This is a genomic window from Saccharibacillus sp. CPCC 101409 (genome assembly GCF_030518235.1).
In the GTDB taxonomy this organism is placed as follows: Bacteria; Bacillota; Bacilli; order Paenibacillales; family Paenibacillaceae; genus Saccharibacillus.
In genome coordinates this window covers 692,061-718,223 of the sequence record NZ_JAULSA010000002.1, presented here as the reverse complement: position 1 = coordinate 718,223, position 26,163 = coordinate 692,061, and the positions used below count along the sequence as shown (strand labels likewise).

General features: G+C 59.9%; 28 protein-coding genes, 1 pseudogene and 1 riboswitch. Of the genes and pseudogenes, 7 read left to right on the top strand and 22 right to left on the bottom strand.

Going from position 1 to position 26,163, the window contains the following annotated elements; genetic code table 11:
* Window positions 1-76 precede the first annotated feature (76 nt).
* The 16 genes from QWJ34_RS07385 to QWJ34_RS07310 form a co-directional block, all read right to left on the bottom strand.
* Window positions 77-1,522 carry a HAMP domain-containing sensor histidine kinase gene (locus QWJ34_RS07385; RefSeq protein ID WP_302726521.1) on the bottom strand — a complete coding sequence of 482 codons (1,446 nt, stop codon included), beginning with the start codon at window positions 1,520-1,522 and terminating at the stop codon, window positions 77-79.
* A 1-nt stretch (window position 1,523) separates the two neighbouring features.
* Complete coding sequence (locus QWJ34_RS07380; RefSeq protein WP_302726519.1) at window positions 1,524-2,240, bottom strand: response regulator transcription factor; 717 nt, start codon at window positions 2,238-2,240, stop codon at window positions 1,524-1,526.
* Window positions 2,241-2,404: 164 nt separating this feature from the next.
* The gene (locus tag QWJ34_RS07375) at window positions 2,405-3,136 is read right to left on the bottom strand and encodes a pseudouridine synthase (protein WP_302726728.1); all 732 of its coding nucleotides are present in this window, start codon (window positions 3,134-3,136) and stop codon (window positions 2,405-2,407) included.
* 125 nt (window positions 3,137-3,261) lie between these two features.
* On the bottom strand, window positions 3,262-3,924 hold the full coding sequence (gene scpB / locus QWJ34_RS07370; protein ID WP_302726517.1) for an SMC-Scp complex subunit ScpB: 663 nt from the start codon (window positions 3,922-3,924) through the stop codon (window positions 3,262-3,264).
* Window positions 3,893-4,684, bottom strand: a complete 792-nt coding sequence (locus tag QWJ34_RS07365) for a segregation and condensation protein A (RefSeq protein WP_302726515.1) — start codon at window positions 4,682-4,684, stop codon at window positions 3,893-3,895. Before QWJ34_RS07365 ends, scpB begins: the two co-directional genes overlap by 32 nt.
* A gap of 31 nt (window positions 4,685-4,715) precedes the next feature.
* A complete protein-coding gene (gene ribH, locus QWJ34_RS07360) occupies window positions 4,716-5,186 on the bottom strand; it encodes a 6,7-dimethyl-8-ribityllumazine synthase (RefSeq protein ID WP_302726513.1) in 471 nt (156 codons plus the stop codon).
* 95 nt (window positions 5,187-5,281) lie between these two features.
* Complete coding sequence (locus QWJ34_RS07355) at window positions 5,282-6,595, bottom strand: bifunctional 3,4-dihydroxy-2-butanone-4-phosphate synthase/GTP cyclohydrolase II (protein ID WP_302726512.1); 1,314 nt, start codon at window positions 6,593-6,595, stop codon at window positions 5,282-5,284.
* A gap of 40 nt (window positions 6,596-6,635) precedes the next feature.
* Entirely contained in the window at window positions 6,636-7,301 is a 666-nt protein-coding gene (ribE, locus tag QWJ34_RS07350) for a riboflavin synthase (RefSeq protein WP_302726511.1), read from the bottom strand.
* Between the two features lie 271 nt (window positions 7,302-7,572).
* A riboswitch (FMN riboswitch) is annotated at window positions 7,573-7,739 on the bottom strand.
* Window positions 7,740-7,855: 116 nt separating this feature from the next.
* Window positions 7,856-8,023 (bottom strand): hypothetical protein, encoded by a 168-nt coding sequence (locus QWJ34_RS07345; protein WP_302726509.1) that lies wholly within the window; start codon window positions 8,021-8,023, stop codon window positions 7,856-7,858.
* 198 nt (window positions 8,024-8,221) lie between these two features.
* Complete coding sequence (locus tag QWJ34_RS07340; protein ID WP_302726508.1) at window positions 8,222-8,656, bottom strand: peptidylprolyl isomerase; 435 nt, start codon at window positions 8,654-8,656, stop codon at window positions 8,222-8,224.
* 173 nt (window positions 8,657-8,829) lie between these two features.
* A complete protein-coding gene (gene lysA / locus QWJ34_RS07335) occupies window positions 8,830-10,164 on the bottom strand; it encodes a diaminopimelate decarboxylase (RefSeq protein ID WP_302726506.1) in 1,335 nt (444 codons plus the stop codon).
* A gap of 151 nt (window positions 10,165-10,315) precedes the next feature.
* Entirely contained in the window at window positions 10,316-11,146 is an 831-nt protein-coding gene (locus QWJ34_RS07330) for a purine-nucleoside phosphorylase (protein ID WP_302726504.1), read from the bottom strand.
* A gap of 74 nt (window positions 11,147-11,220) precedes the next feature.
* Window positions 11,221-12,105 (bottom strand): site-specific tyrosine recombinase XerD, encoded by an 885-nt coding sequence (xerD, locus tag QWJ34_RS07325; protein WP_302726503.1) that lies wholly within the window; start codon window positions 12,103-12,105, stop codon window positions 11,221-11,223.
* 198 nt (window positions 12,106-12,303) lie between these two features.
* Window positions 12,304-12,759 carry a ferric iron uptake transcriptional regulator gene (gene fur, locus QWJ34_RS07320; protein WP_302726501.1) on the bottom strand — a complete coding sequence of 152 codons (456 nt, stop codon included), beginning with the start codon at window positions 12,757-12,759 and terminating at the stop codon, window positions 12,304-12,306.
* Window positions 12,760-12,858: 99 nt separating this feature from the next.
* On the bottom strand, window positions 12,859-13,422 hold the full coding sequence (locus tag QWJ34_RS07315) for an NUDIX domain-containing protein (protein WP_302726726.1): 564 nt from the start codon (window positions 13,420-13,422) through the stop codon (window positions 12,859-12,861).
* A gap of 66 nt (window positions 13,423-13,488) precedes the next feature.
* A complete protein-coding gene (locus QWJ34_RS07310) occupies window positions 13,489-14,616 on the bottom strand; it encodes a M20/M25/M40 family metallo-hydrolase (RefSeq protein WP_302726499.1) in 1,128 nt (375 codons plus the stop codon).
* 484 nt (window positions 14,617-15,100) lie between these two features.
* Between QWJ34_RS07310 and prli42 the strand changes: the two genes are divergently transcribed.
* Entirely contained in the window at window positions 15,101-15,196 is a 96-nt protein-coding gene (prli42, locus tag QWJ34_RS07305) for a stressosome-associated protein Prli42 (RefSeq protein WP_302726498.1), read from the top strand.
* 306 nt (window positions 15,197-15,502) lie between these two features.
* On the opposite strand, the gene QWJ34_RS07300 is transcribed toward prli42, so the two are convergent.
* The 6 genes from QWJ34_RS07300 to QWJ34_RS07275 form a co-directional block, all read right to left on the bottom strand.
* Complete coding sequence (locus tag QWJ34_RS07300; RefSeq protein WP_302726496.1) at window positions 15,503-16,294, bottom strand: phosphotransferase; 792 nt, start codon at window positions 16,292-16,294, stop codon at window positions 15,503-15,505.
* Between the two features lie 162 nt (window positions 16,295-16,456).
* Window positions 16,457-17,866, bottom strand: a complete 1,410-nt coding sequence (locus tag QWJ34_RS07295) for a dihydrolipoamide acetyltransferase family protein (protein WP_302726494.1) — start codon at window positions 17,864-17,866, stop codon at window positions 16,457-16,459.
* Window positions 17,867-17,882: 16 nt separating this feature from the next.
* Entirely contained in the window at window positions 17,883-18,866 is a 984-nt protein-coding gene (locus QWJ34_RS07290; protein WP_302726493.1) for an alpha-ketoacid dehydrogenase subunit beta, read from the bottom strand.
* A 1-nt stretch (window position 18,867) separates the two neighbouring features.
* Window positions 18,868-19,905 carry a thiamine pyrophosphate-dependent dehydrogenase E1 component subunit alpha gene (locus QWJ34_RS07285; RefSeq protein ID WP_302726492.1) on the bottom strand — a complete coding sequence of 346 codons (1,038 nt, stop codon included), beginning with the start codon at window positions 19,903-19,905 and terminating at the stop codon, window positions 18,868-18,870.
* A gap of 499 nt (window positions 19,906-20,404) precedes the next feature.
* Window positions 20,405-21,826, bottom strand: coding sequence for a dihydrolipoyl dehydrogenase (gene lpdA / locus QWJ34_RS07280; protein ID WP_302726491.1), 1,422 nt, complete (start codon window positions 21,824-21,826; stop codon window positions 20,405-20,407).
* 38 nt (window positions 21,827-21,864) lie between these two features.
* Entirely contained in the window at window positions 21,865-22,077 is a 213-nt protein-coding gene (locus tag QWJ34_RS07275; protein WP_302726490.1) for a hypothetical protein, read from the bottom strand.
* Window positions 22,078-22,222: 145 nt separating this feature from the next.
* Here QWJ34_RS07275 and QWJ34_RS07270 point away from each other — a divergent pair, with 145 nt between their 5' ends.
* The 6 genes and pseudogenes from QWJ34_RS07270 (at window position 22,223) to QWJ34_RS07250 (ending at window position 26,133) form a co-directional block, all read left to right on the top strand.
* A complete protein-coding gene (locus QWJ34_RS07270; RefSeq protein ID WP_483314249.1) occupies window positions 22,223-22,417 on the top strand; it encodes a GntR family transcriptional regulator in 195 nt (64 codons plus the stop codon).
* Between the two features lie 30 nt (window positions 22,418-22,447).
* A pseudogene (locus QWJ34_RS27085) lies at window positions 22,448-22,531 on the top strand (DUF1648 domain-containing protein); the annotation flags it as partial.
* A 36-nt stretch (window positions 22,532-22,567) separates the two neighbouring features.
* The gene (locus QWJ34_RS07265) at window positions 22,568-22,867 is read left to right on the top strand and encodes a hypothetical protein (protein ID WP_302726740.1); all 300 of its coding nucleotides are present in this window, start codon (window positions 22,568-22,570) and stop codon (window positions 22,865-22,867) included.
* A gap of 169 nt (window positions 22,868-23,036) precedes the next feature.
* Complete coding sequence (locus QWJ34_RS07260; protein ID WP_302726489.1) at window positions 23,037-23,888, top strand: STM4015 family protein; 852 nt, start codon at window positions 23,037-23,039, stop codon at window positions 23,886-23,888.
* Window positions 23,885-25,315 carry an STM4014 family protein gene (locus QWJ34_RS07255; RefSeq protein WP_302726488.1) on the top strand — a complete coding sequence of 477 codons (1,431 nt, stop codon included), beginning with the start codon at window positions 23,885-23,887 and terminating at the stop codon, window positions 25,313-25,315. The genes QWJ34_RS07260 and QWJ34_RS07255 overlap by 4 nt, the downstream gene beginning before the upstream one ends.
* Window positions 25,312-26,133, top strand: coding sequence for an STM4013/SEN3800 family hydrolase (locus QWJ34_RS07250; protein ID WP_302726487.1), 822 nt, complete (start codon window positions 25,312-25,314; stop codon window positions 26,131-26,133). Before QWJ34_RS07255 ends, QWJ34_RS07250 begins: the two co-directional genes overlap by 4 nt.
* Window positions 26,134-26,163: the final 30 nt, after the last annotated feature.

The window sequence follows — 26,163 nt, the reverse complement described above, 5'->3', positions numbered from 1 at the left end:
TCCGGGAGCAAAAAAACATGCCGGATGGACGTTCGGCATGTTTGGGCATCGCCGCGCGGCCGAAGCCGCGCAGCTCTTATACGCTTTTTCTATGCTTTGGCAGAACGACGCGAAATTTGGTGCCTTCGCCCAGAACGCTTTCCACCTGGATGGTTCCGCCGTGCGCTTCGACGATATTGCGTACGATCGCAAGTCCCAGGCCCGTGCCGCTCGAAGCCGCGCGCGTTCTGGCTTTGTCCGCTTTATAGAAGCGGTCGAAGATATACGGCAGGTCTTCGGCCGGAATGCCCTGGCCTTCGTCCGTGACGTAGATCGTCAGCGCTTCGCGCTCGGCGGTCGTCGGCTTGACCGCGATCGTAACGCCCCGCCCCGGCGGCGTATGGCGAAAAGCGTTGTCCAGCAGATTGGTTACCACCTGCTCGAGGCGGTCTTCGTCCGCCTGTTCCAGCAGCAGTTCGCCCTCCGCGCGTTCCAGCCGGAAATCCAGCTCGCCGTCTTTGGCCCGGACGGCAAATTTGCGGTACACGCGCTCGACCAGTTCGCCCGCGTCCACCCGGTTCCGCAAAATATCCGTATGGCCCGCTTCCATGCGCGCCAGGTCCAGCAGATCTTTGACAAGGCGTCCCATGCGCAGCGACTCGTCGTGGATCACGTTCAGCAGCTCGTCTCGCTCTTCCGGCGAATCCGCGAATCCGTCCAGCAGCGCTTCGCTGTAGCCCTGCATCATCGACAGCGGCGTGCGGATCTCGTGCGAAACGTTGGCGACGAAATCTTTGCGCATTTTCTCCATATTGACCGCTTCGGTCACGTCGCGCAGTACCGCCACCGCTCCCCGCATCTCGCCTTCCAGAAACAGCGGCGCCATATTGACCGCCCACACGCTATGGCGTACCAGCACGTTGGCGCTGCGGTCTTCGAGCGTCCGCGTAACTTCTTCGAACAAAGGCGACAGCGGCTGCGGAATTTCCGCCCGCGCCGCTTCCGCCGATTCGTCTTCTTCGTCTTCCCAGCCGATTTCTTTCCAGTCCTGCAGCAGGCGTTCGCCGCCCGGATTGGTGAGCTGGACCGCGCCGCCCGGACCGAACGTAATCATCGCGTCGCTCATGCTGCGCAGCACGCCGGCCAGCTGTTCTTTTTCGATATTCAGGTCCCGGATATTTTCTTCTAGCCGGGCCGTCATCAGATTGAACGTGCCGGCCAGTTCGCCGATTTCGTCGTGCGCTTCGACATGCACGCGCGCCGCGTAATCGCCCCGGCGCACGGAATCGGTCGCGTCGATCAGCTGGCGCATCGGCTGCGTGATTTTTTTGAGGAGAAACAGAGCAAACACGGTCGTCATCGAAAAGCCGATAACGCCGACGTAGATCAGCATCCGCTTGACGGCGGCCGAATTGGCGAAGGCGATATCGACGTAAGGCAGCAGGAAAAAGCCGAGGGTCAGCAGCACGCAGGCGACAAGCCCGATAATCGTCAGCCACAGCTTGCCGACCAGCGTCTGCCACAGTTTGCGGACCTGCTCCATTTTACTTCGGAACCTCGAGCTTGTAGCCGACGCCCCATACGGTCGTAATCATGGACGCCGAATCGGGCGATACTTTGTTCAGCTTCTCGCGCAGCCGTTTGACATGGGTATCCACCGTGCGCAGATCGCCGAAGAACTCGTAGTTCCACACGTCTTTGAGCAGTTCCTCGCGCGAAAACACTTTATCCGGCGATACCGCCAGATAGTGCAGCAGCTCGTACTCCTTCGGCGTCAGGCTCACTTCGTGTCCGCCCGCCAGCACCCGGTGCGCGTCGTGTTCGATCGTCAGGTGCGGGAATACGATATTGTTGCTCGTGCCGCTTTCTTTGGTCAGATAAGCGGTCGCCGAAGAACGGCGCAGAATCGCTTTGACCCGATAAATGACCTCGCGCGGGCTGAACGGTTTGACGACGTAATCGTCCGCGCCCACTTCGAACCCCTGCACCCGGTTCACTTCTTCGCCTTTGGCGGTCAGCATCAGCACGGGAGTCGACTTGACCTGCCGCAGCCGCGCGCACACTTCGACGCCGTCGATACCGGGCAGCATCACGTCGAGGATCACAAGCGTGTAATCGCCTTCCGTCGCTTTTTGCAGAGCGGTTTCCCCGTCCTCGGCTTCTTCGATTTCATAGCCTTCTTTTTCCAGATACATACGGAGCAGACGCCGGATTCTTTCCTCGTCGTCCACTACGAGAATTCGCTCTTTTTGATCAGCCACGCTGCAACAACCCTTTCCTCTACGATATGCCGCCGGATCGCGGGCCGGATCTCTGTGGGGCTTCGGTTCGGCGCATCGCAAACACGACCGATCAAGATCCATCCTATCCGCAATACAGCTCGCTCGGCCGTTAAGCCGGTTTGGGACGTGCCGGACGACCCGCCCTATTCGTTCTTGTTCTCCGCAAGCTGTTTGAGTTCGTTTACTTCGCTCTTGGTCAGATGGCGGTAAAGACCGCGCTTCAGGTTCTGCAAATACAGATTGCCCATCGAGATCCGTTTAAGACGCTTGACCGGATGCGAGATGGCATCGAACATGCGCCGGACCTGGCGGTTCTTGCCTTCGTAAATGGTAATACGGATCGTCGCCTGCTTCTTCTCCTGATCCACATCGTAATATTCGAGCTCCGCGGGCGCGGTCATGCCGTCGTCGAGCTGAATGCCCCGTCTGAGTTTCTCCAGGGAATCGCCGTGCGGGATGCCTTCCACGGTCGCCAGATACGTCTTCGGCACGTGGTGACTCGGGTGCGTCAGTCTCTGGGCGAGCTCGCCGTCGTTGGTCAGCAGCAGCAGACCTTCCGAATCGTAGTCGAGCCGGCCGACCGGGTACACGCGTTCCTTGATTCCTTTGATATAATCGGTTACGACCTTGCGGCCTTCCGGATCGGTTGCGCTCGTAATAACGCCTTTCGGTTTGTTAAACATCAGGTACAGCTTCTGCTGCGCCTTGATCGCCCGGCCGCCGACGGTAATCTCGTCGGCATCGGGATCGGCTTTGGTTCCCAGCGTCGTCACGACTTCGCCGTTCACCTCGACCTTGCCCGCCAGAATGAGCTCCTCGCATTTGCGTCTCGAAGCCACACCCGCCTGGGCCAAAATTTTCTGTAATCGTTCCATAGTCATCCAGTCACCTCACCTTCCATCATACTCATAGACACGTAAAATCACAAGCGCAACCGTCCGATACGAACGCGGATTTCATCAAAAGAAAACCCTTCCCCGTAGGAAAGGGTCTTCGCCCGTTACGACTCTTCGCCGAATTCCGTTTCCGGAAAACCGGCGTCCGCGTCGTCGGCGGCCAAGCCGTCGTCTTCGCCGGAAGAATCCGCCGATGACGACCGCGGATCGCCGAACAGCAGCCGCTCTTCGTCCTCGGACGCGATCATCGCTTCGAACGCCGAAGCGTCGGGCAGTTCTTCCAGACCGCCGAGCCCGAAGTAATCGAGGAAGGCTTTGGTCGTGCCGTACAGAATCGGGCGGCCGATCGCGTCGGCGCGGCCCGTTTCGACGATCAGATTCTTGTTGCCCAGCGTATGGATCGCCCGTTCCGACTTCACGCCGCGGATCTCTTCGATCTCAATGCGCGTAATCGGCTGGCGGTACGCCACGATCGCCAGCGTTTCCAGCGCCGCCTGCGACAGGGTCGCTCTCGACGGCGAGTAAGCCAGACGCTCGAAATATTCCGAATGCTCGGGCAGCGTCGCCAGATGGTATGCGCCGGCCAGCTTGGTCACGCGCACGCCGCGGCCCGATTTGCGCAGATCGCGCTGCAGGCTTTCGACCGCTTTTTGCGCTTCGCCCGGCTTGCATTCCGTGATCTCGGCGATCTGCCGCACATTCAATCCTTCGTCTCCCGCCAGAAACAGGAGTCCTTCAATAATCGACTTCAACGTCTGCAAATCCATTTGACGCCGTTTCCCCTCTCCACTCCATTACGATGTCGTCGAACAGCCGATCCTGATAGCAGCTCACCTGCTTCATCTTCATCAGTTCGAGTACGGCGAGGAACGTTACGACGATCTCCTGTCTGTACATCCGTTCGTTCAGCACACTCGAAAAAAGAATTCTGCCGCCGGGGCCGGCGCTTCTCAGCGCTCCTTCCAGCTCCCGAATCCGGTCCCTGACGGAAATCTCGTCGCGTCGGATCCGGGTGACGACGGGCTTGCGGTCCGCGCGCATCAGCGCGCGCTGGAGCGCGGACACCAGATCGGCCACATGCAGCCCTTCCAGCGGATTGCCTTCGTCTTCGGGCAGGAACGGGGCGAGATCGTCCGGTTCCCGAATATAGATGCGTCCGCGTTCGTGCTCTTTCTCGTGCAGCAGCCCGGCGATACTCTTATACTTGCGATACTCGGTCAGCCTGCGAATCAGGTCGTCCCGCGGATCGGCTTCTTCCTCTTCGTAGAAATCGTACTCGTCCATATCCAGGATCGGAGGTTTGGGCAGCAGCAGCTTGCTCTTGATCGACAGCAGCGTAGCCGCCATCACGAGGAATTCGCTCGTTACTTCCAGCTCGAGCTCCTGCATGGTGCGCAGGTAATCCAGATACTGCTCCGTGATCGTACTGATCGGGATCTGTTGAATATCGATCTCCGATTTGTCGATCAGGTGCAGCAGCAGATCGAGCGGCCCTTCGAACGTTTCCAGTTTGTAAAGTACAGTCAAGCCGTTTCCCCTCCGCCCGTATTGCGAACGGTCAGCCTTTGAATTGACGGCTCAGGCTGGCCATTTCAAGCGCTGCCAGCGCCGAATCCCAGCCTTTGTTGCCGGCTTTGGTTCCCGCGCGCTCGATCGCCTGTTCGATATTTTCGGTGGTGACGAGGCCGAAGATCGTCGGAACGCCCGTTTTCAAATTGATCGCGGATACGCCCTTCGCCACTTCGTTGCAAACATAATCGTAATGGGTCGTCGAACCGCGAATCACCGTGCCCAGCGTAATCACGGCGTCGTACTTGCCGCTTTCGGCCATCTTCTGCGCGATCAGCGGAATCTCGAACGCGCCCGGAACCCAGGCTACGTCCACGTCGTCGTCTTCGGCGCCGTGGCGCTTCAGCGCGTCCAGCGCGCCCGACAGCAGCTTCGACGTGATAAACTCGTTGAATCTGCCGACCACGATCCCGAACTTATATCCCTGCGATACCAAGTGTCCTTCGAATACATTTGCCATTTGTCATCAACCATCCTTTGTCTATTGTATACCAGATTGACCGGTTTGTAGAATGCGTTTTGCAAATTTCTTCATTTATAAAAGCGGAATCGTACTTACAGCCGGGTGTTATCCTCCGGCACGGCCGGCGCTTCGTTCTGCTCCAGCGGGTCGAGCCCGCTGTCTTCCGCCTTGCTTTGCGCCGCCTCTTGGCCTGCGCCGCCGAAATCCAGCAGATGGCCGAGCTTGCTCTGCTTCGTATGGAGATAACCGGAATTGTCGTCGCTTTCCGGCATCTGGATCGGCACGCGTTCCACGATGCCGAGACCGTGTCCCTGCAAGCCTTTGATCTTGCGCGGATTGTTGGTCAAGAGGCGGATTTGCCGTACGCCCAGATCGCTCAGGATCTGCGCGCCGATGCCGTACTCGCGCAGATCGGCCGCGAAGCCGAGCGCAAGATTCGCGTCCACCGTGTCCATGCCCTGCTCCTGCAGCCGATACGCTTTGAGCTTGTTGATCAAGCCGATTCCGCGGCCTTCCTGGCGCATATACAGCAGTACGCCGGCGCCTTCCGCTTCGATCTGCCGCAGCGCCGCGTCGAGCTGCGGTCCGCAGTCGCAGCGGTGCGAATGGAACACGTCGCCGGTCAGGCACTCGGAGTGCACGCGCACCAGTACCGGCTTTTCCGGGTCGATCTCGCCTTTGACCAGCGCCACATGTTCTTTGTCGTCGACTTTGTTGCTGTAGGCGACAGCCCGAAATTCGCCGAAATCCGTCGGCAGACGCACTTCGACTTCGCGCCGGACCAGCTGCTCGCGCTCGCTGCGGTACTGGATCAGATCCTTGATGCTGATCAGCTTCAGGTTCCATTTCTTCGCCAGCTCGATCAGATCCGGCAGGCGCGCCATCGTACCGTCCTCCTTGATAACCTCGCAGATCACGCCGGCCGGCTCGGCCCCGCTCAGGCGGGCCAGATCGACCGCCGCTTCGGTATGTCCCGCGCGCCGCAGCACGCCGCCGTCTTTGGCGATCAGCGGAAACATATGCCCCGGCCGCCGAAAATGATCCGCCGTCGCGTCGCGGTCGACGATCGCTCCGGCCGTTGCCGCACGCTCGTGCGCGGAGATTCCGGTCGTCGTCGAAACGTGGTCGACGGAAACCGTAAACGCCGTGCCGTGAAAATCGGTGTTGCGCGCCGTCATCGGTTCCAGCTCAAGCGCCTCGGCGCGCTGCTTCGTGATGGGCAGGCAGACGAGTCCGCGCCCCTGCGTAATCATAAAATTGAGGACTTCCGGCGTTATCCGGTCGGCCAGCGCCACGAAATCCCCTTCGTTTTCCCGGTCTTCGTCGTCGACGACCAGCACGATCTTGCCGGCTTTGAGTTCCGCCAGCGCGTCGTCGATCTCGTCGAACGCAAATCGCTCGTCCATTTCTTCCCCTCTTTTCGTTAGGCTTGTCGCTTGCATCCGTTCAGGCAAACCCGTGCCGCGACAAAAAGCTTTCGTCGATCGCCGAGAACGTTTTGGCCTGCGCCGCGTCCCGTTTGTCGAAGCCGAGCAGGTGCTCCACGTATTTGCCCAGGATATCGCATTCGATATTGACCGAACCGCCCGCCTTTTTGTGCTTCAGCGCCGTCCGGTCCAGCGTGTGCGGAATAATCGATACGCCGAACACTCCGTTCCCCGCATGCGTCACCGTCAGGCTGACGCCGTCGACGGCGATCGAACCTTTGCCGATCACGTACCGCATCATATGCGGGTCGTCCGCTTCGAACGTAAAGACCACCGCGTTCTGGTCGCGCTCGACCGATACGATCGAAGCGGTTCCGTCCGCGTGTCCCTGCACGATATGGCCGCCGAACCTTCCGTTTGCCGCCAGCGCCCGTTCCAGATTGACAGGACTTCCGCTGCCGAGACCGCTCAGATTGCTGCTGCGGTACGTTTGCGGCATCACGTCGACGGTAAAAGAATCGCGTTCGAAGCTCGTTACCGTCAGGCAGACGCCGTTAACCGCGATACTGTCGCCGATCGCGACGTTTTCCAGCACTTTCTTCGCGCCGAGCGTCAGCACCATCGCTTCCCCGCGCCGCTCGGCGCGCCGCAGACTGCCTATTTCCTCGATCAGACCGGTAAACATAGGCTTGTTCTCCTTTCTATGATTGGTTGTGTATAAAACGGCCGAATCATTCCGATACGGCCGCATGCTTCTACCGTCCCGGTATTCTCTGCTTCGGTACATGCCGGCTACAGCCGCACGCAAAAAGCCCCGCGCTCGGACAAAAGTCCGAAAGCGGGGCCTGGGATTGAAAACGAAAATACGCGTATTTGCCGAAAATTCGGTTCGCAAACAAACGTCCGGCGAATCCATGGATTCGCGGCCGCAGGCATGACAAATACAACGGTTCCTTTTTCTCTTTCTCCCATCCAGACTGTAACTGTCGGTCCCGGAATCGCACCGGGTCAGCCGAATCGCTTCGTCAACGAAGCGATTCGGGTCACGGACTTCGGCTTATCGATCGCAAGATCGGACGCCGTCACCGCCGGTGGGGAATTGCACCCCGCCCCGAAAGAGTATGATGTTGAGTACCCGGTAAGTGGCCGGAGTACGGTATTGGTTATGATGGTAGCACGGTTGAAAAAGAAAAGCAACGCGCGTGCAAAAATGCGCCCGGGCATCTCCCGATGCTCATCTCAAGGTTTACGCTTGCGCTTTTTGCCGGCGGACCAGAAGCCCCACGCACAGATGGCCATAACGAGAAACGGATACATCGCCGTCCCGTTCGGCCACGGCAGAACCAGCAGCATCAGCAGGGCGAGCGCGAAAATAACGGCGTAGCCGATTTGGAGAACGCGTCCCATCGAATCAAACTCCTTTGTCGATTACTTGCCCAATCCCTTAAAGATCAAGTAAAGATCAAGCTCCTTTTACTATATCGCATATTCTTCGAAAACGGTTAATTTCGCGGCAGGCTACGCTGCCGGCATAGTAAAAAGCAAGAAAAACAGCCCCTGCGAAAAAATCCGCAGAGGCTGTTCGATCGTCCAAAGCCGCAGGAATTACTCCGTTACGACTTTGACTTCTTTCATTTTGTCGCCCGGTCTGACCGAGTCGATCAGTTCCATGCCTTTGGTCACTTTGCCGAAAACGGTGTGTACGCCGTCCAGGTGAGGCTGAGGACCGTAGCAGATAAAGAACTGGCTGCCGCCGGTGTTCTTGCCCGCGTGCGCCATCGACAGAACGCCTTTGGCGTGCTTGGTTACGTTGGTCGACGTCTCGCAGTCGATCTGCCAGCCCGGGCCGCCTGTGCCGGTGCCGTTCGGACAGCCGCCTTGAGCCACGAAGCCCGGAATTACGCGGTGGAACGACAGGCCGTTGTAGAATCCGGAATTAGCCAGCTTCTCGAAGTTGGCTACCGTGTTCGGCGCTTCTTCCGGCAAAAATTCGATTTCGACGTTGCCGCCGTTTTCGAGTTCGATATATCCTTTTTTCATGAGGGTCATCTCCCTTGATCTGAAGTTCGTTCGTCATGCGGTCAAGCCCGCCGGGTCGCCGGCATCGCGCCAGACCGCCTTATACAGTGTACTCGAAAGTTCCGGACAAAGCAAAGGGACGGCTCAGCCGTCCCTTAAATGCTGCGCTCTTGTCGCGGAGCTTAATCGATTATTTATTTCGCTTCTACGCCCTGCTTGGCCAGGCGGGCCGGGATCACGTCGTTGTCCGTGAGGTTGTCCAGGCTTTCGCGGCGGACGACCAGGTCGCTTGCGCCGTCTTTGACGAAGACGACGGCCGGGCGGCGGATGCGGTTGTAGTTGCTCGCCATCGCGTAGTTGTACGCGCCGGTGCAGGCTACGGCCAGCAGGTCGCCTGTATGGGTCTTCGGCAGCTCGACGTCCCAGATCAGCATATCGCCGCTTTCGCAGCACTTGCCGGCGATCGAAACGGTTTCTTCGTTGGCATCGCCCGCGCGGTTGGCCAGCATCGCTTCGTACTTGGATTCGTACAGCGCCGGGCGCGGATTGTCGGTCATGCCGCCGTCGACGGCGACGTATTTACGGACGCCCGGGATGTCTTTGCTCGTGCCGACGGTGTACAGCGTGGTGCCGGCGTCGCCGACGATGCTGCGGCCCGGTTCGACCCAGATCTGCGGCAGCTGCGAGCCCATGCCAGCGAAGAATTTCTTCACCGCGTCGGTGATCGCTTTGACGTAATCGGCAACCGCCAGCGGCGTATCGCCGTCGATATAGCGGATGCCGAAGCCGCCGCCCAGATTGACCACTTTGAATTCGACGCCGAGCTGCTCCCGGACGCCGCGCGCAAAGCCCGCTACGCGCTCGACCGCCATCTCGAAACCGTCGGTTTCGAAGATCTGCGAACCGATATGCGAATGCACGCCGAGCAGTTCCAGATGCGGCAGCGAGGACGCTTTTTGCACCGCTTCGAGCGCGGTGCCGTTCTGGATATCGAAGCCGAACTTCGAATCGGTCTGGCCGGTGGAAATATATTCGTGCGTGTGCGCTTCGACGCCCGGCGTCACCCGCAGCAGAATACCGACTTTGACGCCGCGCTCGGCGGCGATCGCTTCCAGCATGTCCAGCTCGATAAAGTTGTCCGCCACGAAGCAGCCGATCTGCGCGTCCAACGCCATTTCGATTTCCTGCGGCGTTTTGTTGTTGCCGTGGAAATGGATGCGCTGCGCCGGGAAGCCGGCTTTGAGCGCGGTATGCAGTTCGCCGTCGGATACGACGTCGAGCGACAGTCCTTCTTCGTCGGCGATGCGGCACATCGCCAGCGTGCTGAACGCTTTGCTGGCGTAAGCGACCTGGAACGTCAGGCCCGAGGCTTCGAATGCCTGACGGTATTCGCGGGCGCGGCGGCGGATCAGTTCTTCGTCCATAATATACAGCGGAGTGCCGTACGTCTGTTTGAGCTCGACGACGTCGCAGCCTCCGATTTCCAAATGCCCTGCGGCATTGACTTTGCTGGTTCCGTGCAGATACATGTAGATTCTCCTCCGATGGGTTCCGGCCTGCGTACGAAAAAAGGGAGCCTGCGGCCGGGATTTGTTCCCAGTATAGCAGACCCCCGAATCTGCGCTGAATGGATTAATGCGCAGTTGTTTTGTGTTTTTGTTCCCTATCCGTTTCCAACGCTTACATCTTGGGAATAATGCTCAGTACGAGCCCGAGGAATTTCTCTTTGACGAGATCCGCCGTTTCCATGACTTCGGCGTGGGACAGCGGCTGGTCGAGAATGCCGGCGGCCATGTTCGTAATGCAGGAAATGCCGAGTACTTCGAGACCCGCGTGGCGCGCCACGATCGTCTCCGACACGGTGGACATGCCGACCGCGTCCGCGCCGAGCGTACGCAGCATGCGAATTTCCGCCGGCGTTTCGTAAGACGGTCCGAGCAGGCCGGCGTATACGCCTTCCCGGAACGTAAAGCCCTGCCCTTCGGCCGCTTCCTTCGCCGCCGCGCGCAGCCTGCGGCTGTACGCTTCGGACATATCCGGGAAGCGCACGCCGAGATCGGCGTCGTTCGGCCCGATTAGCGGGCTGGTTCCGGTCAGGTTGAGATGATCCGACAGCAGCATCAGATCGCCCGGTTTGAACGACGTGTTGACGCCGCCGGCCGCGTTGGTGACGAGCAGGCCGGATACGCCGAGATTTTTCATCACGCGAACCGGGAACGCTGTCACTTCCGGACCGTAGCCTTCGTACATATGGAAGCGGCCTTTCATCATGACCACGGGGCGGCCTTCGATCGTGCCGATCAGCAGCTCGCCTTCGTGGCCTTCGACGGTGGAGACGGGGAAATGCGGAATGTCTTCGTACGGGATCGAGACGGCGTCCTGGATCAGGTCGGCCAGAATGCCCAGACCCGAACCGAGGATCAGGCCGATCTCCGGCTTGAGCCGCGTTTGCGAACGGATATAATCCGCCGCTTCCCGGATGCTTCCTGCGCTTGTATTGGGTGTCGTCATATGTGCTGCACGCTCCGTTTTCATAATATATAATAATTCTGCCGCGAACGCCGAACGGCGCCCGCTCACGGGCTTCAAGCCCGGGGATGGTGCATTTCGTACACTTCTTTCATATTGCGCTTCGTCACATGGGTATAGATCTGGGTCGTGGAAATATCGGAGTGCCCGAGCATTTCCTGCACCGAACGCAGATCCGCGCCGTTTTCCAGCAAGTGGGCCGCAAAAGAATGGCGCAGCGTATGCGGCGTAATATCGGCTTGGATCCCCGCCGCGGCCGCATACTTTTTAATGATTTTCCAGAAGCCCTGACGGGTAAGCCGGGTGCCGAGCTGGTTGAGGAACAGCGCATATTCTTCTTCGCGCTTGGTCAGCTGCCCGCGCATGGGACCGAGATAGAACCGCACCGACTCCGCCGTCATCCGGCCGATCGGCACGATGCGTTCCTTGCCCGCCGCCCCGCAGCGCAGAAACCGAAGTTCCAGGTCGATATCGCCGAGATCCAGCGCAATCAGCTCGGACACCCGGATCCCGGTCGCATACAGCACTTCCAGCATCGCTTTGTCGCGCGCTCCCTGGGCGTTCGACGTATCGGGCGCGTTCAGCAGCCGCTCCACTTCTTCGACGCTCAGCACTACCGGCAGCTTTTTTTCCGGTTTGGGCGTTTCCAGATCGAGCGAAGGGTCCTGCGTCACGACCGACTCCCGAATCAGGTAATGGAAAAAAGAACGGATCGAAACGGAGGCGCGGACAACCGTCGACGGAGCTTTGCCGGCGCGTTTCATCTCGTTCAAATAAGCGGCGATATGCGATTTGCGGATTTGACCGGCTTCCGTTACGCCGCGCGATTCCGCAAAGTCGAGAAACTGCGTCAAATCTCGCCGGTACGAATCGGCCGTGCTTGCGGAACGCCCTTTTTCCTCCGCCATATACGCTATAAACGCCTTAAGCTGCGTTCTCACAGGTGATGGACCTCCTCCAAACGTTCCCCGGGAAAAAGGTTTCTCGTCTCCCCGGGCCGGGCTGCGGATCAGCCGCTTTGACTAAAGATTCCACGGCTCCGGCCATTCTCCTGCTTTCTGCGGAAATCCGGCAAAAAGCCCCGCGCGGATCGTCTTGATCCGCCGGGGCCGGCTCATTGTCAACGTGCAATCCGCCGCCTAAGCGCCGCCGTCTTCCTTTGCTCTGCAGCGGTGACAGATTCCTTGAAAGTCGAGTCTATGGTCCAGAACCGTAAAACGATATTCGTTTTCCAGTCTTTCTTCGAGCGGCAGCAGCCAATCTTCGCGAATCTCATCCATGCTGCCGCACTGTACGCAGATCAGGTGGTGGTGATGGTGTTTGTTCGATTCTCCCCTGAGATCGTAACGGGACACGCCGTCGCCGAAATTCAGCTTCTCCACCACGTGCATTTCGCTCAGCAGTTCCAGCGTCCGGTACACGGTCGCAAGACCGATCTCGGGCGCTTTTTCCTTGACGAGCATAAACACGTCTTCCGCGCTCAGATGGTCTTCTTCGTTTTCCAGCAAAACGCGAACGGTGGCTTCCCGCTGGGGCGTCAACTTGTATCCTTTGGACTGCAGCTGCTGTTTAATCGTATCAATCCGCGCTTCCATGCTTCTCCTCCCCCTCGGAGCCTGTCCGTTCCTGCCGGCCGTTCTCCTGTCAAACTCACGTTCCCTATTATAGAAGTACCGGGGCTTTAAAGTCAAACGTCAAAGGGGCCATTTTCCGGTCAGCTGCCGGATCTGCCAGGCGTAGACGGCCATCAGCGTTTTGGCGTCGCTGATGCGGCCGGCCCGGATATGCTCGAACGCTTCGTCCAGCGTAATCTCGGTCAGTTCCAGGAACTCGTCGTCGTCGGGATTCAGCGTGCCTTCGGTCAGATTTTCCGCGGCGTAGAAGTGAATGATTTCGTCCGCGAAGCCCGGCGACGTGTAAAAAGAAGACAGGTGAATCAGCTCCGGCGCCTGGTAGCCGGTTTCTTCTTCCAACTCGCGGGCGGCCGCTTCGCGCGGGTCTTCGCCCGGCTCCAGCTTGCCCGCCGGAATCTCGATCTCGGTCCGGCCCAGCGGCTGGCGGAACTGCTCGACGACGAGCAGCTTGTCGCCGCGCAGCGCCAGCACGGCGACCGCGCCCGGATGCCGGACGATCTCGCGTTTGGCCTGCGAACCGTCGGACAGTTCGACCGTATCGAGCTGCACTTTAATGATTTTTCCGTCGAAGATCGGCTGACTGCCGAGCGTTTTCTCCCACAGCTTTTCTTTGCCTGCTTCCATGTTCATCTCCGCCTCTCTGATTATGACGACAGGTGCGGCCGCTTAACGGCGGCCGGGCCCGCGGATTTACCCGCGAACCGACTGCCGCACGATTTCCACGATAAACTCGGCCAGCTTGGCCAGATCGTCGACGCGGATGCGCTCTTCGGTCGTATGGATATTCTCGTACCCGACCGACAGATTGACCGTAGGCACGCCGAAGCCGTTGAACACGTTGGCATCGCTCCCGCCGCCCGACTGGAAGGTGCGTCCGCTGAGCCCCAGCCCGGAAGCCGCCTTTTTCGCCAGCCGCACGACCTCGGAATCGTCGGTATGGTTGAACGACGGATAAGCGATCCGGCTTTGGAACACCGGCTTCGCGCCGTATTCGGCGCAGGCCGCTTCGAGCGCTTCTTTCATCGACGCGATCTGCGCTTCGACTTTCTCCATCACGACGCTGCGCGCTTCGGCTTCCAGCTTGACGTGGTCCGTGACCACGTTGGTTGCGCCGCCGCCGGCGAAGCTGCCGATATTCGCCGTCGTGTCTTTGTCGATGCGCCCGAGCTTCATGCGCGCGATGGCTTTGCCGGCGACCTGGATCGCGCTGATGCCGTCTTCCGGGTTGACGCCGGCGTGCGCCGACTTGCCGTGGATCTCCATCGAGATCTTGGCCTGCGTCGGCGCGGATACCGCGATCGCGCCGATCTCGCCATTGGAATCGACGGCGTAGCCCAACTCGGCGTCGAGCAGCGAAGCGTCCATCGCGCGCGCGCCCATCAGGCCGGATTCTTCGCCCGCGGTAATAACGAACTGGATTTGTCCGTGCGGAATCTCCGTCTCGCGCAGCACCCGGATCAATTCGAACAGCGCGGCTACGCCCGCTTTGTCGTCGGCGCCGAGAATCGTATCGCCCGCGCTGGTAATCCAGCCGTCTTCGCCGATAACCGGATCGACGCCGCGTCCCGGCAGCACCGTGTCCATATGGCAGGTGAAGAACAATTTCGGCGCATCGGTATTGCCTACAGCCGGAAGCAGAGCGATCAAATTGCCCGCTCCGTGTCCGGAACGGGACGCGGAATCGTCCTCTGTGACTTCCAGGCCGTGCAGTTTGAATTTGTTGGTCAGAACGTCGGCGATCAGCCGTTCGTTTTTGGTTTCGCTGTCGATCCGGACCAGCTCCAGGAATTCGTGGATCAATCTTTGTTTGTCGATCATCAAAGCTTCCCTCCGCTTTCGCAATAAGCTAAAATAAGAACGGGTTTGTTGTTCAGGGGTAGGAAAAGTCCTATTCGCTGAAGAAGCTTAATGGCTGCGTGAGAAATTCGTTAGCGTAGGCTTTCGATGTGTCTTTCTTCGAAAGCCTTTAGGTCGCGTGTTGAAATCGGGAAGAGACTGATTAGATTTGAAAGTGGAATCTTCCCGATTTCAAAGGCGAACGCTAACGCTCCTACACCAAATTTCTCCCTCCGCTTATTCGCTTCGCTTTGAACCAGACCTTCTCGACACGTTGAACGGGTTTCCGTTCTTTTCTCTTCTCTATCTTACTAAGAATTTCGTAAAAAACCAAAATCGGCATTTTCGGTGTGCGTCGGGATTCGTTTTGCGCCGCCATTCGCCCGTTCTTTTTTCAGGCTGGGTGTTGCGCAGGGTACGCCGGGAAAAGAACGTCCATTATCGACGAAAAGAGGGTCTATCATTTATGCAGAATAAGAAGTGGTTCAAGGTGTTTATCTATGTCATGCTGATCGCCATGGTCGGCTCCGTACTGCTCGGGCTGGTGGAAGTGTTCCGCTAGGATCGATCGGGTTGCAGCGCGTGAGGCGGGCCGTGTACGGTTTGACGTTTCCCGCGCCGGAGACCGTCCTTGTTCATCGTTTCGGTGATAAGGGCGGTCTTTTTGATGTTTTATAGGGCGTGTACGCAAACTCCGAAGGACGCAGATTTAGCTGAATTTTCGTTCTCATCAAGGAACTTTTCCGAAGGCGTGCCGGGGCACGTCAAGGGAACGTGACGCCGAGGAGGGCGAAAAGGCAGCTAAAGATGCACGTCGCTGAGTTTGCGTACACGGCCTAAAGGAGGAACGCTGCCGGTTGAACAGGATTTACATCCAGCGGCTGCCGTGTTCGGACACGAAAACGATGTCGGCGCGGTAATGGTCGAGATGGCCGTCGTCGATCATTTTCCGGAAAGCGGGGTCGCCTTCGGCGGCTTTTCGGGCCATTGTGGCGCACAACGCTTCCAGACGCAGCAAAACGGTTTCGATCGTGTTTCCCGCTGCCGGGATTCCGTACGCTTCGAAAAAACGCTGGATGCGGCTGCGGATCGGGGATTCGTCGCGAGCGGGAACGTAGTGCACAAGACCGCCGGCTTCGTCCACGTAAAAACGGCTTAACGGAGCGCAGGTGTACAGCGCGTAAGCGATATCCCAGATCTTCGGACCGGGCGCGGCCATATCGAAGTCGATGATGCCGACCGACATTTCGCGACGGAAAACGATATTGTAGACGGCAAAATCGTTATGGCAGACGACTTCCATAGGCTGCGGCGTGCCGTCCAGCGGCAGCCAGCTCTCGTCGAACGGAAAATCGCTTACGGCGTCGTGGTAGGCGCGGAGCATACGGGCGATCGCTTCCAGCGCTTCTTCTTTCCACATGTAGGTCTTCAACGGATAATTGCCGGCTTCGCCTTCGATAAAAGACAACACTTCTCTCCCCTGCTCGTCGATCCCCAGGTACCTCGGCGCAAAGTCGCAGCCTTTTATTTCCAAATGATTCAACAGCTCATGGATTCTCCCGCTATCCGGCTTTATTTCTCTTCGGACGGTACCGCCTTGTTTGAACACGTCCGAAACGTTGCCGCCGGAAAGTTTTTCTTCGTTTGTTCGCTTGCTCATCCCGCGTCCTCCCGTTCCGTTTGCTTCTGGGTCCAGTGTAGCACAGCCGAGTCGGCGGACGACAAAAATCCCGGCCGCGAACGGCCGGGACGGATTGAACGAATCGAGGCGCCGCGAAGGAGCAGACGACCGAAAAGAAGCAGCGGTCCGCTTTCTTCGCGCTCAATACAATTTCGTATCGAGCGTATAGCCTTCCAGGTTTTCTTTGACCCGCTGGAGGAAGCGGCCGCAGATCAGGCCGTCCAGGATGCGGTGGTCGAGCGACAGGCAGAAGTTCGCCATCGAGCGCACGCCGACCATGTCGTTGATGACGACCGGGCGCTTGACGATGGATTCGAACGTCAGCTGGGCCGCCTGCGGATAGTTGATAATCGGCTGCGACAGGATGGAGCCGAACGAGCCGGTGTTGTTGACGGTAAACGTCCCGCCCTGCATATCGTCGAGCTTGAGCGTGCGCTCTCTCGTGCGGCGGGCCAGATCGTCGATCTCCATCGCGAGACCGGCGATATTTTTCTGATCGGCCTTCTTGATGACCGGCGTCAGCACGGAATCTTCGGTGCCGACGGCAAGCGAGATATTGATATCGCGCTTGACGATAATCTTGTCGACCGCCCAGACGGAGTTCATGATCGGATAGTCTTTAATGGCGTTGACGACCGCTTTGATCACGAACGCCGGATACGTCAGGTTGACGCCTTCTTTGTTTTTGAACTCGTCTTTGTATTTGTTGCGCAGTTTGACCAGATTGGTCATATCGACTTCGATCATCATCCAGCCGTGCGGAATCTCGGCCACGCTCTGGCGCATACGCGTCGCGATCGTATTGCGGATCGGCGTGATATCGATATACGTCTCGTTGCTGCCGCGTCCGCCTTCTTCGATCTCGATCTTCGGCAGCGGCGGATTCTCGCTGAGATGCAGGCCGGAGTGCCGCACTTCGTTCTGCGGCGAAGACGGCGGCTGCGCCGCGAATACCGCGGGCTGCGGCGCGGACGATTGCGCCGCCGCGGACGCGCCTCCGTGCTCCAGATACCGGAGCACGTCTTTGCGCGTTACCCGGCCGCCCATTCCGCTGCCGGGGATTACGGCCGGGTCGAGGCCGTGCTGCGCCGCCAGCGCCTGCACCGCCGGCGAGTAGCGGGCGCGCATCGCGCCCGCTTCCCCGGCCGCGGCGCCCTGCGGCGCGGCTCCTGCGCGCGCGGGAGCAGCCGGGCGCGGGCTTGCGGCGGCCGGCGCAGGGGCCGGCGGAACCGTCGGCTGCGGCGCCTGCGCAGCCGGAGCGTCCTTCGCGGCGGGCGCGGCTTCGCCGCCCGAGCCTGCCGTCAGGATGCGGCAGATGATTTCGCCGACGGCGATCTCCTGGCCTTCCCCGGCCAGCAGTTCGCCCATGACGCCTTCTTCGGTCGAAGGAATCTCGGCGTTGACTTTATCGGTAATGACTTCGCAGATCGGCTCGTACATATCCACGGATTCGCCCGGCTGCTTCAGCCACTTGGCGATCGTCGCGGAGACGAGCGACTCGGCGAGCTGGGGCATGATAATGTCTTTTGGCTGATTGTGCTCTGTGCTCATTGCGTTCACTCCTCTTCTAGTACAGCGCCAGTTCCCGCATCGCGTCCAGCAGCTTGTCTTTGCTGAGCATGAAGAATTTCTCCTGCGGCGGGTTGATCGGCATGGCCGGAGCGTCCGGACCGCACAGGCGGCGGATCGGAGCGTCCAGCTCGTACAGGCATTCCTCGGCGATGATCGCGGCGACTTCCGCCCCCACGCCGCCGGTCTTGTTGTCTTCGTGCACGATCAGGACTTTGCCCGTGCGGCGGACCGCTTCCACGATCGCTTCGCGGTCGAGCGGCTGGATCGTGCGCAGATCGAGAATATGGCTCGTGATGCCTTCTTTGTCCAGCTCCTCGGCCGCCTGCATGGCGAAATGCAGCGGCAGGCTGTAGCTGATGACGGTGATGTCGTCGCCTTCGCGCAGCAGATTCGCTTTGCCGATCGGGACCACGTAGTCGTCTTCCGGCACGTCTTCCTTGATCAGCTTATAACATTTTTTATTTTCGAAAAAGAGTACCGGATCGGGGTCGCGAATCGCGGCTTTGAGCAGTCCCTTCGCGTCGTAAGCCGAGTAAGGCGCGACGATCTTGAGTCCCGGCGTGCCGAAAAAGATCGATTCCGGGCACTGGGAGTGGTACAGCCCGCCGAAAATGCCGCCGCCGATCGGCGCGCGCACGACGATCGGGCAGTCCCAGTCGTTGTTCGAACGGTAGCGGATCTTGGCCGCTTCGCTGATGATCTGGTTGGTGGCCGGCAGCATGAAGTCCGAATACTGCATTTCCGCGATCGGCTTCATGCCGACCATCGCCGCCCCGATCGCCACGCCGGCAATCGCCGATTCCGCCAGCGGCGTATCGATCACGCGGTCTTCGCCGAATTGATCCTGGAGTCCCTTGGTCGTCGTGAATACGCCGCCTTTGACGCCCACATCCTCGCCGAGCACGAACACGGACGAGTCCTGCTCCATTTCTTCTTTCATCGCCAGCCGGATCGCGTCGATATATTCCATCATCGGCATATCAGTCGTTTCCCCCTTGTCCGTTTCCGTCGCCCGCGTACACATGCAGCAGCGTGTCTTCCGCGCGCGGATACGGCGCTTTGTCCGCATATTCGGTCGCTTCTTTCAGTTCCTGCGCGACTTCTTTCAAATACGCTTCTTCCTGCTCTTCGCTCCACAGTCCCGCTTCGACCAGATACTGCTTGTAGCGCGGAACGCCGTCTTTTTTCCAGTTGGCGTCCACTTCTTCTTTGGTCCGGTAAGCCAGATCGTTGTCGGACGTGGAGTGCGGCGACAAGCGGTACATCATCGCTTCGATCAGCGTCGGGCCTTCGCCGCTTACGCCGCGCAGGCGCGCTTCGCTAACGGCGCGGAACATCTCCAGCGCGTCGTTGCCGTCCACCCGCAGTCCCGGGAAGCCGTAGCCCAGCGCACGGTCGCTTACTTTGCCGGCGAGCTGCTTGGCGATCGGCACGGATATGGCGTACTGGTTGTTTTCGCACATCAGGATGACCGGCAGCTTCTGCACGCCCGCGAAGTTCGCGCCTTCGTGGAAGTCTCCCTGGTTGCTCGATCCTTCGCCGAACGTCACGAACGACACGGCTTCTTCGCGGCGCATCTTGGAAGCCAGCGCGGCGCCGACCGCATGCGGAACCTGCGTCGTTACCGGGCTCGAACCCGTCAGAACCCGCAGCTTCTTGCTGCCGAAGTGGCCCGGCATCTGGCGGCCGCCGCTGTTCGGGTCTTCCGCTTTGGCGAACGCGGACAGCATCAGCTCGCGCGTCGTCATGCCGACGGCCAGCATAAATCCGTAGTCGCGGTAATAAGGCAGGAAATAGTCTTTCTGCGTATCCAGCGCGAAAGCCGCGGCGACCTGCGCCGTCTCCTGTCCTACGCCGGATACGTGGAAATTGATCTTGCCCGCGCGCTGGAGCAGCAGGCAGCGCTCGTCGAATTTACGCGCGAGCAGCATACATTTATACATCTCGACGGCGCGATTGTCGTCCAGACCGACCGTCCGGTGCAGACTCTGCGGCGCAGCGGTTGCTTTTTGGTTCATTACGGGAACCTCCTTCAATGTCGTAAACGAATAAACAGCGTTCGATAGCCTGTTTCGCGGCTCAAAAACGTCACCTAACACAACGTCTTAAAACCTGGTACTAATTCTAAACCCGACCCTATTATAATCCTTTTCCCCCCGAAAAGAAAAGCGCGGCTTTAACGCGGCGGAGCAGCCGGCCCTTCGAAACTTTTCGAAACCGGGATTCAGGGCGGCAAAAGCGGAAAATCCGGCGCAAAGAGCGCTTTGAACAAGGTTGCTTTTTGTTTTATTGTCCCTTTTTCCGCGCCGCGACGCAAATTCGGGCAGCCGGACCGCCCTGCCGCACGACTGAAACCAAAGCCCAAACGTCGGGCGGTTCAACGCAAAAATCCCAAAACAACGCCAAAAAACCCGCTTCGCCAAAGCGCGAAGCGGGTTGGTTTTTATGGGTTTGCAAAAGCTCGAACCGTAAATCCCCGGTATGCGCCGCGCAAAACACCGCGTCTTCGCAATCCGTTTACACGTTGATCGCGCTGCCGTCGATCGCCAGCATCGCTTCGCCCAGCGCTTCGGACAGCGTCGGGTGGGCGTGCACCGACCCGCCGACTTCCCAAGGCGTCGCGTCGAGCACGGCGGCGAGCGCGGCTTCGGCGATCAGTTCGGTCGCGTGCGGACCGATAATCTGCACGCCGACCAGATCGCCGGTTTCCGTGTCCGCGACCACTTTGGCGAAGCCGTCCGCATGGCCTTCGACCAGCGCTTTGCCAATCGCGGAAAACGGCACTTTGGCCGACTTGACGCTGCGTCCCAGCTCGCGCGCGCGGCTTTCGGTCAGGCCGACGCTCGCGACTTCCGGCTGCGAATAGACGCAGCGCGGAATAAACGCTTCATCGTAGGCGTGCGGCTGCTCTCCCGCCAGGTGCATCGCCGCGGCGATGCCTTCGTGGCTGGCCGCGTGCGCGAGCTGCAAACCGCCGATGCAGTCGCCGATGGCATAAATATGCGACTCGCCCGTCTGGAAGTTCCGATTGACCTGGATGCTGCCTTTGACGACGCGGATATCCGTATTTTCCAGCCCGATGCCTTCCACATTCGCCGCGCGGCCTACCGAGACCAGCATCTGCGCGGCGCTCAGCCGCAGTTCTTCCCCTTTGTGCAGCGCGGCAATTGAGATCCCGTCGCCGCTTTTCTCGAGCGAATCCGTTCGCAGCTCGACTCCGGTCAGGATCTTAACGCCGCGGCGTTCCAGCAGCTTCGCCAATTCCCGCGCCGTTTCTTCGTCTTCGCCCGGCAGGATCTGTCCGGCCAGCTCGGCGATCGTGACCTCGACGCCGAAGTCGCGCAGCATGGACGCCCATTCGATCCCGATCACGCCGCCGCCGACGATCAGGATCGATTCCGGCAGTCGATCCAGATCGACGGCTTCGTCGCTGCTGAGAATATGCCGGCCGTCCGGCTCCAGGCCCGGCAGCACGCGCGGACGCGAGCCGGTCGCGATAATCAGGTTGTCGGGCACGACCGTTTCCATCTCGCCATCGGGCAGTTCGACCGCCACCGCTCCGCTGCGCGGCGAGAAGATCGACGGCCCGATAATCCGCCCGCCGCCTTCGATCACGCGGATTTTATTTTTGCGCATCAGATACTGCACGCCCTGATGCAGCTTGTCGACCACCGCCTGCTTGCGCTCCTGCACTTTCGGGAACAGCAGCCGGCTTTCGCCCGCTTCGATTCCGTAAGCTTCGGCGTTTTGCAGCAGCGAATAGACTTCCGCGCTCCGCAGCAGGGATTTGGTCGGGATGCAGCCTTTGTGCAGACAGGTGCCGCCCAGCTTCCCGCGCTCGATAATAATCACGTTTTTGCCGAGCTGCGCCGCTTTGATCGCGGCTACGTAGCCGCCCGTTCCTCCGCCGAGTACGGCGACATCGCATGTAATGGTCATAGCTTTCATTTCCCCCGTCGTTGGAATTTGGTCCCGATCTATTCGTACAGCGCGTCGCGCAGCTTGGTCGACATCGTCGGCTTCTGCCCATTTGCTTTGAGCAGCGCTTCGCGCAGCCTTTTGCTTCGCGCTTTCTCTTCTTCCAGCTCGCGCAGCAGTCCTTCGATCCAGTCCGCTTCTTCGGCCGTGACCGCGCCCCGTTCGCGCAGAGCTTCCAGCCGCCGCAGACCGCCCGCCTGTTCTTCGCTCATTCGACTCATCCTTCCGCCTTTCGCTTCGCGCCGCCGGCTTGTTCGATTCCCAATCCGGTCGGCGCGCTGTTATTAGCATATCACGAATACGTGCGTTTTTCGCGCGTCCGCCTTCACGCTTCTCAAACCGCCGCGGTTTCGGCATTTGGCAAACGGCGGGTACAAGTATATTGACGCTCTAATCGAAGGCATCGCTTCCGGGCAGCTCGTTCCCGGACAGCCGCTGCCCTCGGTGCGCAATCTGGCGGCCGATCCGGGCATCAACCTGCATACCGTCAACAAAGCTTACCAGATGCTGAAGCAGGAAGGCTTTCTGGAAATCCACCGCAAAAAGGCGTAACCGTGCAGCCCGGCGCGATGCCGGAGGCCGATTATCGCGGCCTGCGCCGTTCTCGTCGCCGTCAATTGGGACCGCATTCCGAATCCGCTGCCGGTACACTTCAATGCTTCCGGCCTGCCGGACCGTTACGCGTCCAGGTCGTTTGGCAGCGTGTATACGCTGACGCTCGTTCAGATCCTGCTTACCGCCCTGATGGCCGATATTCATATCTTGCTCGGCCGCATGCGCCGGAATCTCGATCCGGCCGATCCCGCAGAATCGCTGCGCAAGCAAAACCGGATGCGCTCCGCCAATGCTTACGTGCTGTTTTTCCTGTCGCTGATCCTGGTCGTTTTCCTCGGCTTCGGCTGGACGTTCAACTTTGCCCGTCCGCTGAGCTGGCTGTACATCGCGCTGATCCTGCTCGCTCCGGCCGCCGCGATCGCGGTCGCCGCGACCTCTTTGCTCTGATCGTTCCAAAAAACGCCTTATGCGCCCAAACAAACTCTATCCACAAAAACAGGAACTTGTGTTCCTGTTTTTGTGCTTGACTCTCTCTTCCCCCGATGATAGGTTGTTTTTAGAACGCGCGCTTCATTTGGATAAGATTTTCCATTCACCATTTGCGGGAGGGATCGGCATGACGGAGATCAAACTGAGCATCGGGTATGAAGATTACGAGAACGGCAAAAAAATGGACGAGGCGCTGGAGGAATTGGCCGGCAGACCGGAAGCGGCGGAGCTGACGGACTTGATTATCGGGGACTGGGGCGGAGCTTACGAGAATTCGTCGGAGCTCATCGTCGAAGCGCTTGTACGGCTCAAAGACCGTTTTCCCGCGCTGAAAAGTTTGTTTATCGGCGATATGGGCTTTGAGGAATGCGAAGTATCGTGGATTATGCAGTCCAACCTGAATCCGCTGTTCGGGGCTTTTCCCGATCTGACTTCGCTGACCGTTAAAGGCAGCACCGACCTGGAATTGGGCGAAATCGAACATGCGCGGCTGGAAGAATTGACGATTATCTGCGGCGGACTCGGCAGCAGGGTACTGGCTTCGATCGCGGAAGCGAAACTGCCGGCGCTGAAAAAGCTCGAATTGTACATAGGCATCGAAGATTACGGATTCGACGGCACGACGGAAGACGTGCTGGCCGTCGCCAAGCCGGGACTGTTCCCGAATCTGACCTATCTCGGTCTCAAAGACAGCGAGATCCAGGACGAGATCGCGGAAGCGATCGCGGAGTCGGATATTCTGGACCGGCTGGACACGCTCGACCTGTCGGAAGGCACGCTCAGCGACGCAGGCGCGCAGGCGCTGCTCGACAGCGCCAAAGTGCGCGCGCTGAACGTCCTGGATCTGCACTATCATTATATGTCCGCGGATATGACACGCCGGATTCAGTCGGAACTGCCGAACGCGAATGTCGACGAGCGTCAGGAAGCGGACGTCTACAACGGCGAAGAATACCGCTCCCCGATGCTGACGGAATGAACCCGGATCGGACGATCCCTTCCGGCCTCGGAGCCGCCGGAAGGAATCCCGAACAGGCGGAACCGGCTGTCGCCGGCGCGGGTCCGGCTTCTTCTCCGGCCTGGCCGGACGCGGCTCATACCCCGCTGCTGCTGATCGCCCACGCCGAAGGCGAACGCACGGACGGAATGAAGCAGGCGCGCCGGGCGCTCGGCCTGAAAGCGCCGATCGTGGTTCCTTACGAGCGGCTGCTCGCCGGCGTATCGCTGCCGGACGCGGCCGCCGAAGCCGGACTGCCGGCGGGCAGCGTCCCGTTTATCCGGCTCGACGCGCCGGGCGAGCATTTCCCGGTGGAGCGCGCGCTGATTGCGCTCGGATCGCCGGAGCGCGACGACGGCGATTCCCTGCTGCCGCTGCGCGGGCGGCCCGATCCGTACCGGCTTTCCCTGCGCGCTTCGCTGGCGCTGGAAGAACGTCCCATGCGGCTGATGCATCCGTCGCAGTGGTTCCGCGGCTTCTGCCGCCTGCTGGCGCGCATTCGGGCGGAAGCCGCGGCGGCCTGGCCGCAGGCCTTGTTCTGGAACGATCCGGCCGAAATCGCCGTCATGTTCGACAAGCGCGCCGCGCACCGGCGGCTGCGCGAAGCCGGCGTCGGCGTGCCGGCGCTGCTGGCCGAGCCGGAAAGTCTCGGCGGCTACGAAGCCGTGCGCGAAGCGATGGCGAAGCGGCGCATGTTCCGCGTCTTTCTCAAGCTGGCGTTCGGCTCGGGTGCTTCCGGCGTAATCGCTTATCAGGTCAATCCGCGCACCGGCGCGGAGATCGCCGCAACGACGCTGGCCGTCGAAACGTATATCCAGCGGCCCGGAATCTTCTACAATACCGGGTCCGTGCGCACGCTGACCGATTCCGAGAGCATCCGGAAGCTGATCGGCTACCTGTGCGGGCACGGCATCCACGCCGAGCGCTGGATTCCCAAAGCTTCCCTGCACGGCAGGGCGCTCGATCTGCGCCAGCTCGTCGCTTTCGGCGCAGCCGGGCATTCGGTGATCCGCGCCGGCGAGACGCCGATTACCAATCTGCATCTGCGCAGCCGCCGCCTGTCCCCCGCCGAATCGGGTCTGCCGCAAGAGACGCTGGAAGCCGCGCGCGGCGAAGCGCTCGCCGCGATGCGGACATTCCCGCGTTCCGCTTCCGCCGGGATCGACGTGCTGACCGACCGCGTCAGCGGCAGGGCGTATGTCGCCGACGTCAATCCGTTCGGCGACCTGCTGCGCCGGACGCAGTTCGAAGGCCTGGACCCGTACGCCTGGGAGAACAAGCGCTGGCTGGAAGCCGGAGCCAAGCAAACCGATCACGCCGGAAATACCGGTTCTGCCGAGCATGTCGAGCATGTCCAGCATGTCCAGCATGTCGATCCGGCCGTTTCAAGGAGGACCCTGCACACATGAACCAACCTGCCGATCAAACAAAATCGCCGATCGACATGAACGCCGTCGTCGGCACGCACGATATTCTGATGATTACGCTCGATACTCTGCGCTACGACGCCGCCGTGCTGGAACAGGAGCAGGGCGGCTGCCCCAATCTGTGCGGAACCGGCCCGTGGGAGAAACGGCATACGCCCGGCAGCTTTACCTATGCGGCGCATCACGCATTCTTCGGCGGCTTCCTGCCGACGCCGGCCGATACCGATAAAGCGTCGCATGTCAGACTGTTCCATTCGCGCGGAACGGGACTCAAGACGCATCCGCATACCTGGCTGTTCGATACGCCGGATATCGTGTCGGGGCTTGCGGCCGAAGGCTACCGGACGCTCTGCATCGGCGGCGTCATCTTTTTCACCAAAAAAGTGCCGCTCGCCCGCGTGCTGCCCGGTTACTTCCAGCGCAGCTTCTGGCGCATGAATTTCGGCGTGACGAATCCGCAGTCCACGAAGAATCAGGTCGACCGCGCGCTGAAGCTGCTGGCCGAGATTCCGCCGGACGAGCGCTTTTTTCTGTTTATCAACGTATCGGCCATCCACGGTCCGAATCATATGTTCCTGCCGGGCGCCAAGCGCGATTCCGTGGATACCCAGCGGGCGGCGCTGCGCTACGCCGACGCCGAACTGGGCCGGCTGTTCGAAGCGGTACGCGCACGCGGAAACCCGGCTTTTTGCATGGCGTTCTCCGATCACGGCACCGCTTACGGCGAAGACGGTTACGAAGGCCACCGGCTGGCGCACGACACCGTGTGGAACGTGCCTTACCGCGAATTTAGCTTATAATACCTTTAGCTTTGACAAAGTTATCGTCCA

Excerpts from the sequence above, each read along its gene's own strand:
- QWJ34_RS07385 (WP_302726521.1), bottom strand. The coding sequence starts at position 1,522 with ATGGAGCAGGTCCGCAAACTGTGGCAGACGCTGGTCGGCAAGCTGTGG.
- QWJ34_RS07375 (WP_302726728.1), bottom strand. The coding sequence starts at position 3,136 with ATGGAACGATTACAGAAAATTTTGGCCCAGGCGGGTGTGGCTTCGAGA.
- scpB (WP_302726517.1), bottom strand. The coding sequence starts at position 3,924 with ATGGATTTGCAGACGTTGAAGTCGATTATTGAAGGACTCCTGTTTCTG.
- ribH (WP_302726513.1), bottom strand. The coding sequence starts at position 5,186 with ATGGCAAATGTATTCGAAGGACACTTGGTATCGCAGGGATATAAGTTC.
- QWJ34_RS07355 (WP_302726512.1), bottom strand. The coding sequence starts at position 6,595 with ATGGACGAGCGATTTGCGTTCGACGAGATCGACGACGCGCTGGCGGAA.
- ribE (WP_302726511.1), bottom strand. The coding sequence starts at position 7,301 with ATGTTTACCGGTCTGATCGAGGAAATAGGCAGTCTGCGGCGCGCCGAG.
- QWJ34_RS07345 (WP_302726509.1), bottom strand. The coding sequence starts at position 8,023 with ATGGGACGCGTTCTCCAAATCGGCTACGCCGTTATTTTCGCGCTCGCC.
- QWJ34_RS07340 (WP_302726508.1), bottom strand. The coding sequence starts at position 8,656 with ATGAAAAAAGGATATATCGAACTCGAAAACGGCGGCAACGTCGAAATC.
- lysA (WP_302726506.1), bottom strand. The coding sequence starts at position 10,164 with ATGTATCTGCACGGAACCAGCAAAGTCAATGCCGCAGGGCATTTGGAA.
- QWJ34_RS07330 (WP_302726504.1), bottom strand. The coding sequence starts at position 11,146 with ATGACGACACCCAATACAAGCGCAGGAAGCATCCGGGAAGCGGCGGAT.
- fur (WP_302726501.1), bottom strand. The coding sequence starts at position 12,759 with ATGGAAGCGCGGATTGATACGATTAAACAGCAGCTGCAGTCCAAAGGA.
- QWJ34_RS07315 (WP_302726726.1), bottom strand. The coding sequence starts at position 13,422 with ATGGAAGCAGGCAAAGAAAAGCTGTGGGAGAAAACGCTCGGCAGTCAG.
- QWJ34_RS07310 (WP_302726499.1), bottom strand. The coding sequence starts at position 14,616 with ATGATCGACAAACAAAGATTGATCCACGAATTCCTGGAGCTGGTCCGG.
- prli42 (WP_302726498.1), top strand. The coding sequence starts at position 15,101 with ATGCAGAATAAGAAGTGGTTCAAGGTGTTTATCTATGTCATGCTGATC.
- QWJ34_RS07300 (WP_302726496.1), bottom strand. The coding sequence starts at position 16,294 with ATGAGCAAGCGAACAAACGAAGAAAAACTTTCCGGCGGCAACGTTTCG.
- QWJ34_RS07295 (WP_302726494.1), bottom strand. The coding sequence starts at position 17,866 with ATGAGCACAGAGCACAATCAGCCAAAAGACATTATCATGCCCCAGCTC.
- QWJ34_RS07290 (WP_302726493.1), bottom strand. The coding sequence starts at position 18,866 with ATGCCGATGATGGAATATATCGACGCGATCCGGCTGGCGATGAAAGAA.
- QWJ34_RS07285 (WP_302726492.1), bottom strand. The coding sequence starts at position 19,905 with ATGAACCAAAAAGCAACCGCTGCGCCGCAGAGTCTGCACCGGACGGTC.
- lpdA (WP_302726491.1), bottom strand. The coding sequence starts at position 21,826 with ATGACCATTACATGCGATGTCGCCGTACTCGGCGGAGGAACGGGCGGC.
- QWJ34_RS07275 (WP_302726490.1), bottom strand. The coding sequence starts at position 22,077 with ATGAGCGAAGAACAGGCGGGCGGTCTGCGGCGGCTGGAAGCTCTGCGC.
- QWJ34_RS07260 (WP_302726489.1), top strand. The coding sequence starts at position 23,037 with ATGACGGAGATCAAACTGAGCATCGGGTATGAAGATTACGAGAACGGC.
- QWJ34_RS07255 (WP_302726488.1), top strand. The coding sequence starts at position 23,885 with ATGAACCCGGATCGGACGATCCCTTCCGGCCTCGGAGCCGCCGGAAGG.
- QWJ34_RS07250 (WP_302726487.1), top strand. The coding sequence starts at position 25,312 with ATGAACCAACCTGCCGATCAAACAAAATCGCCGATCGACATGAACGCC.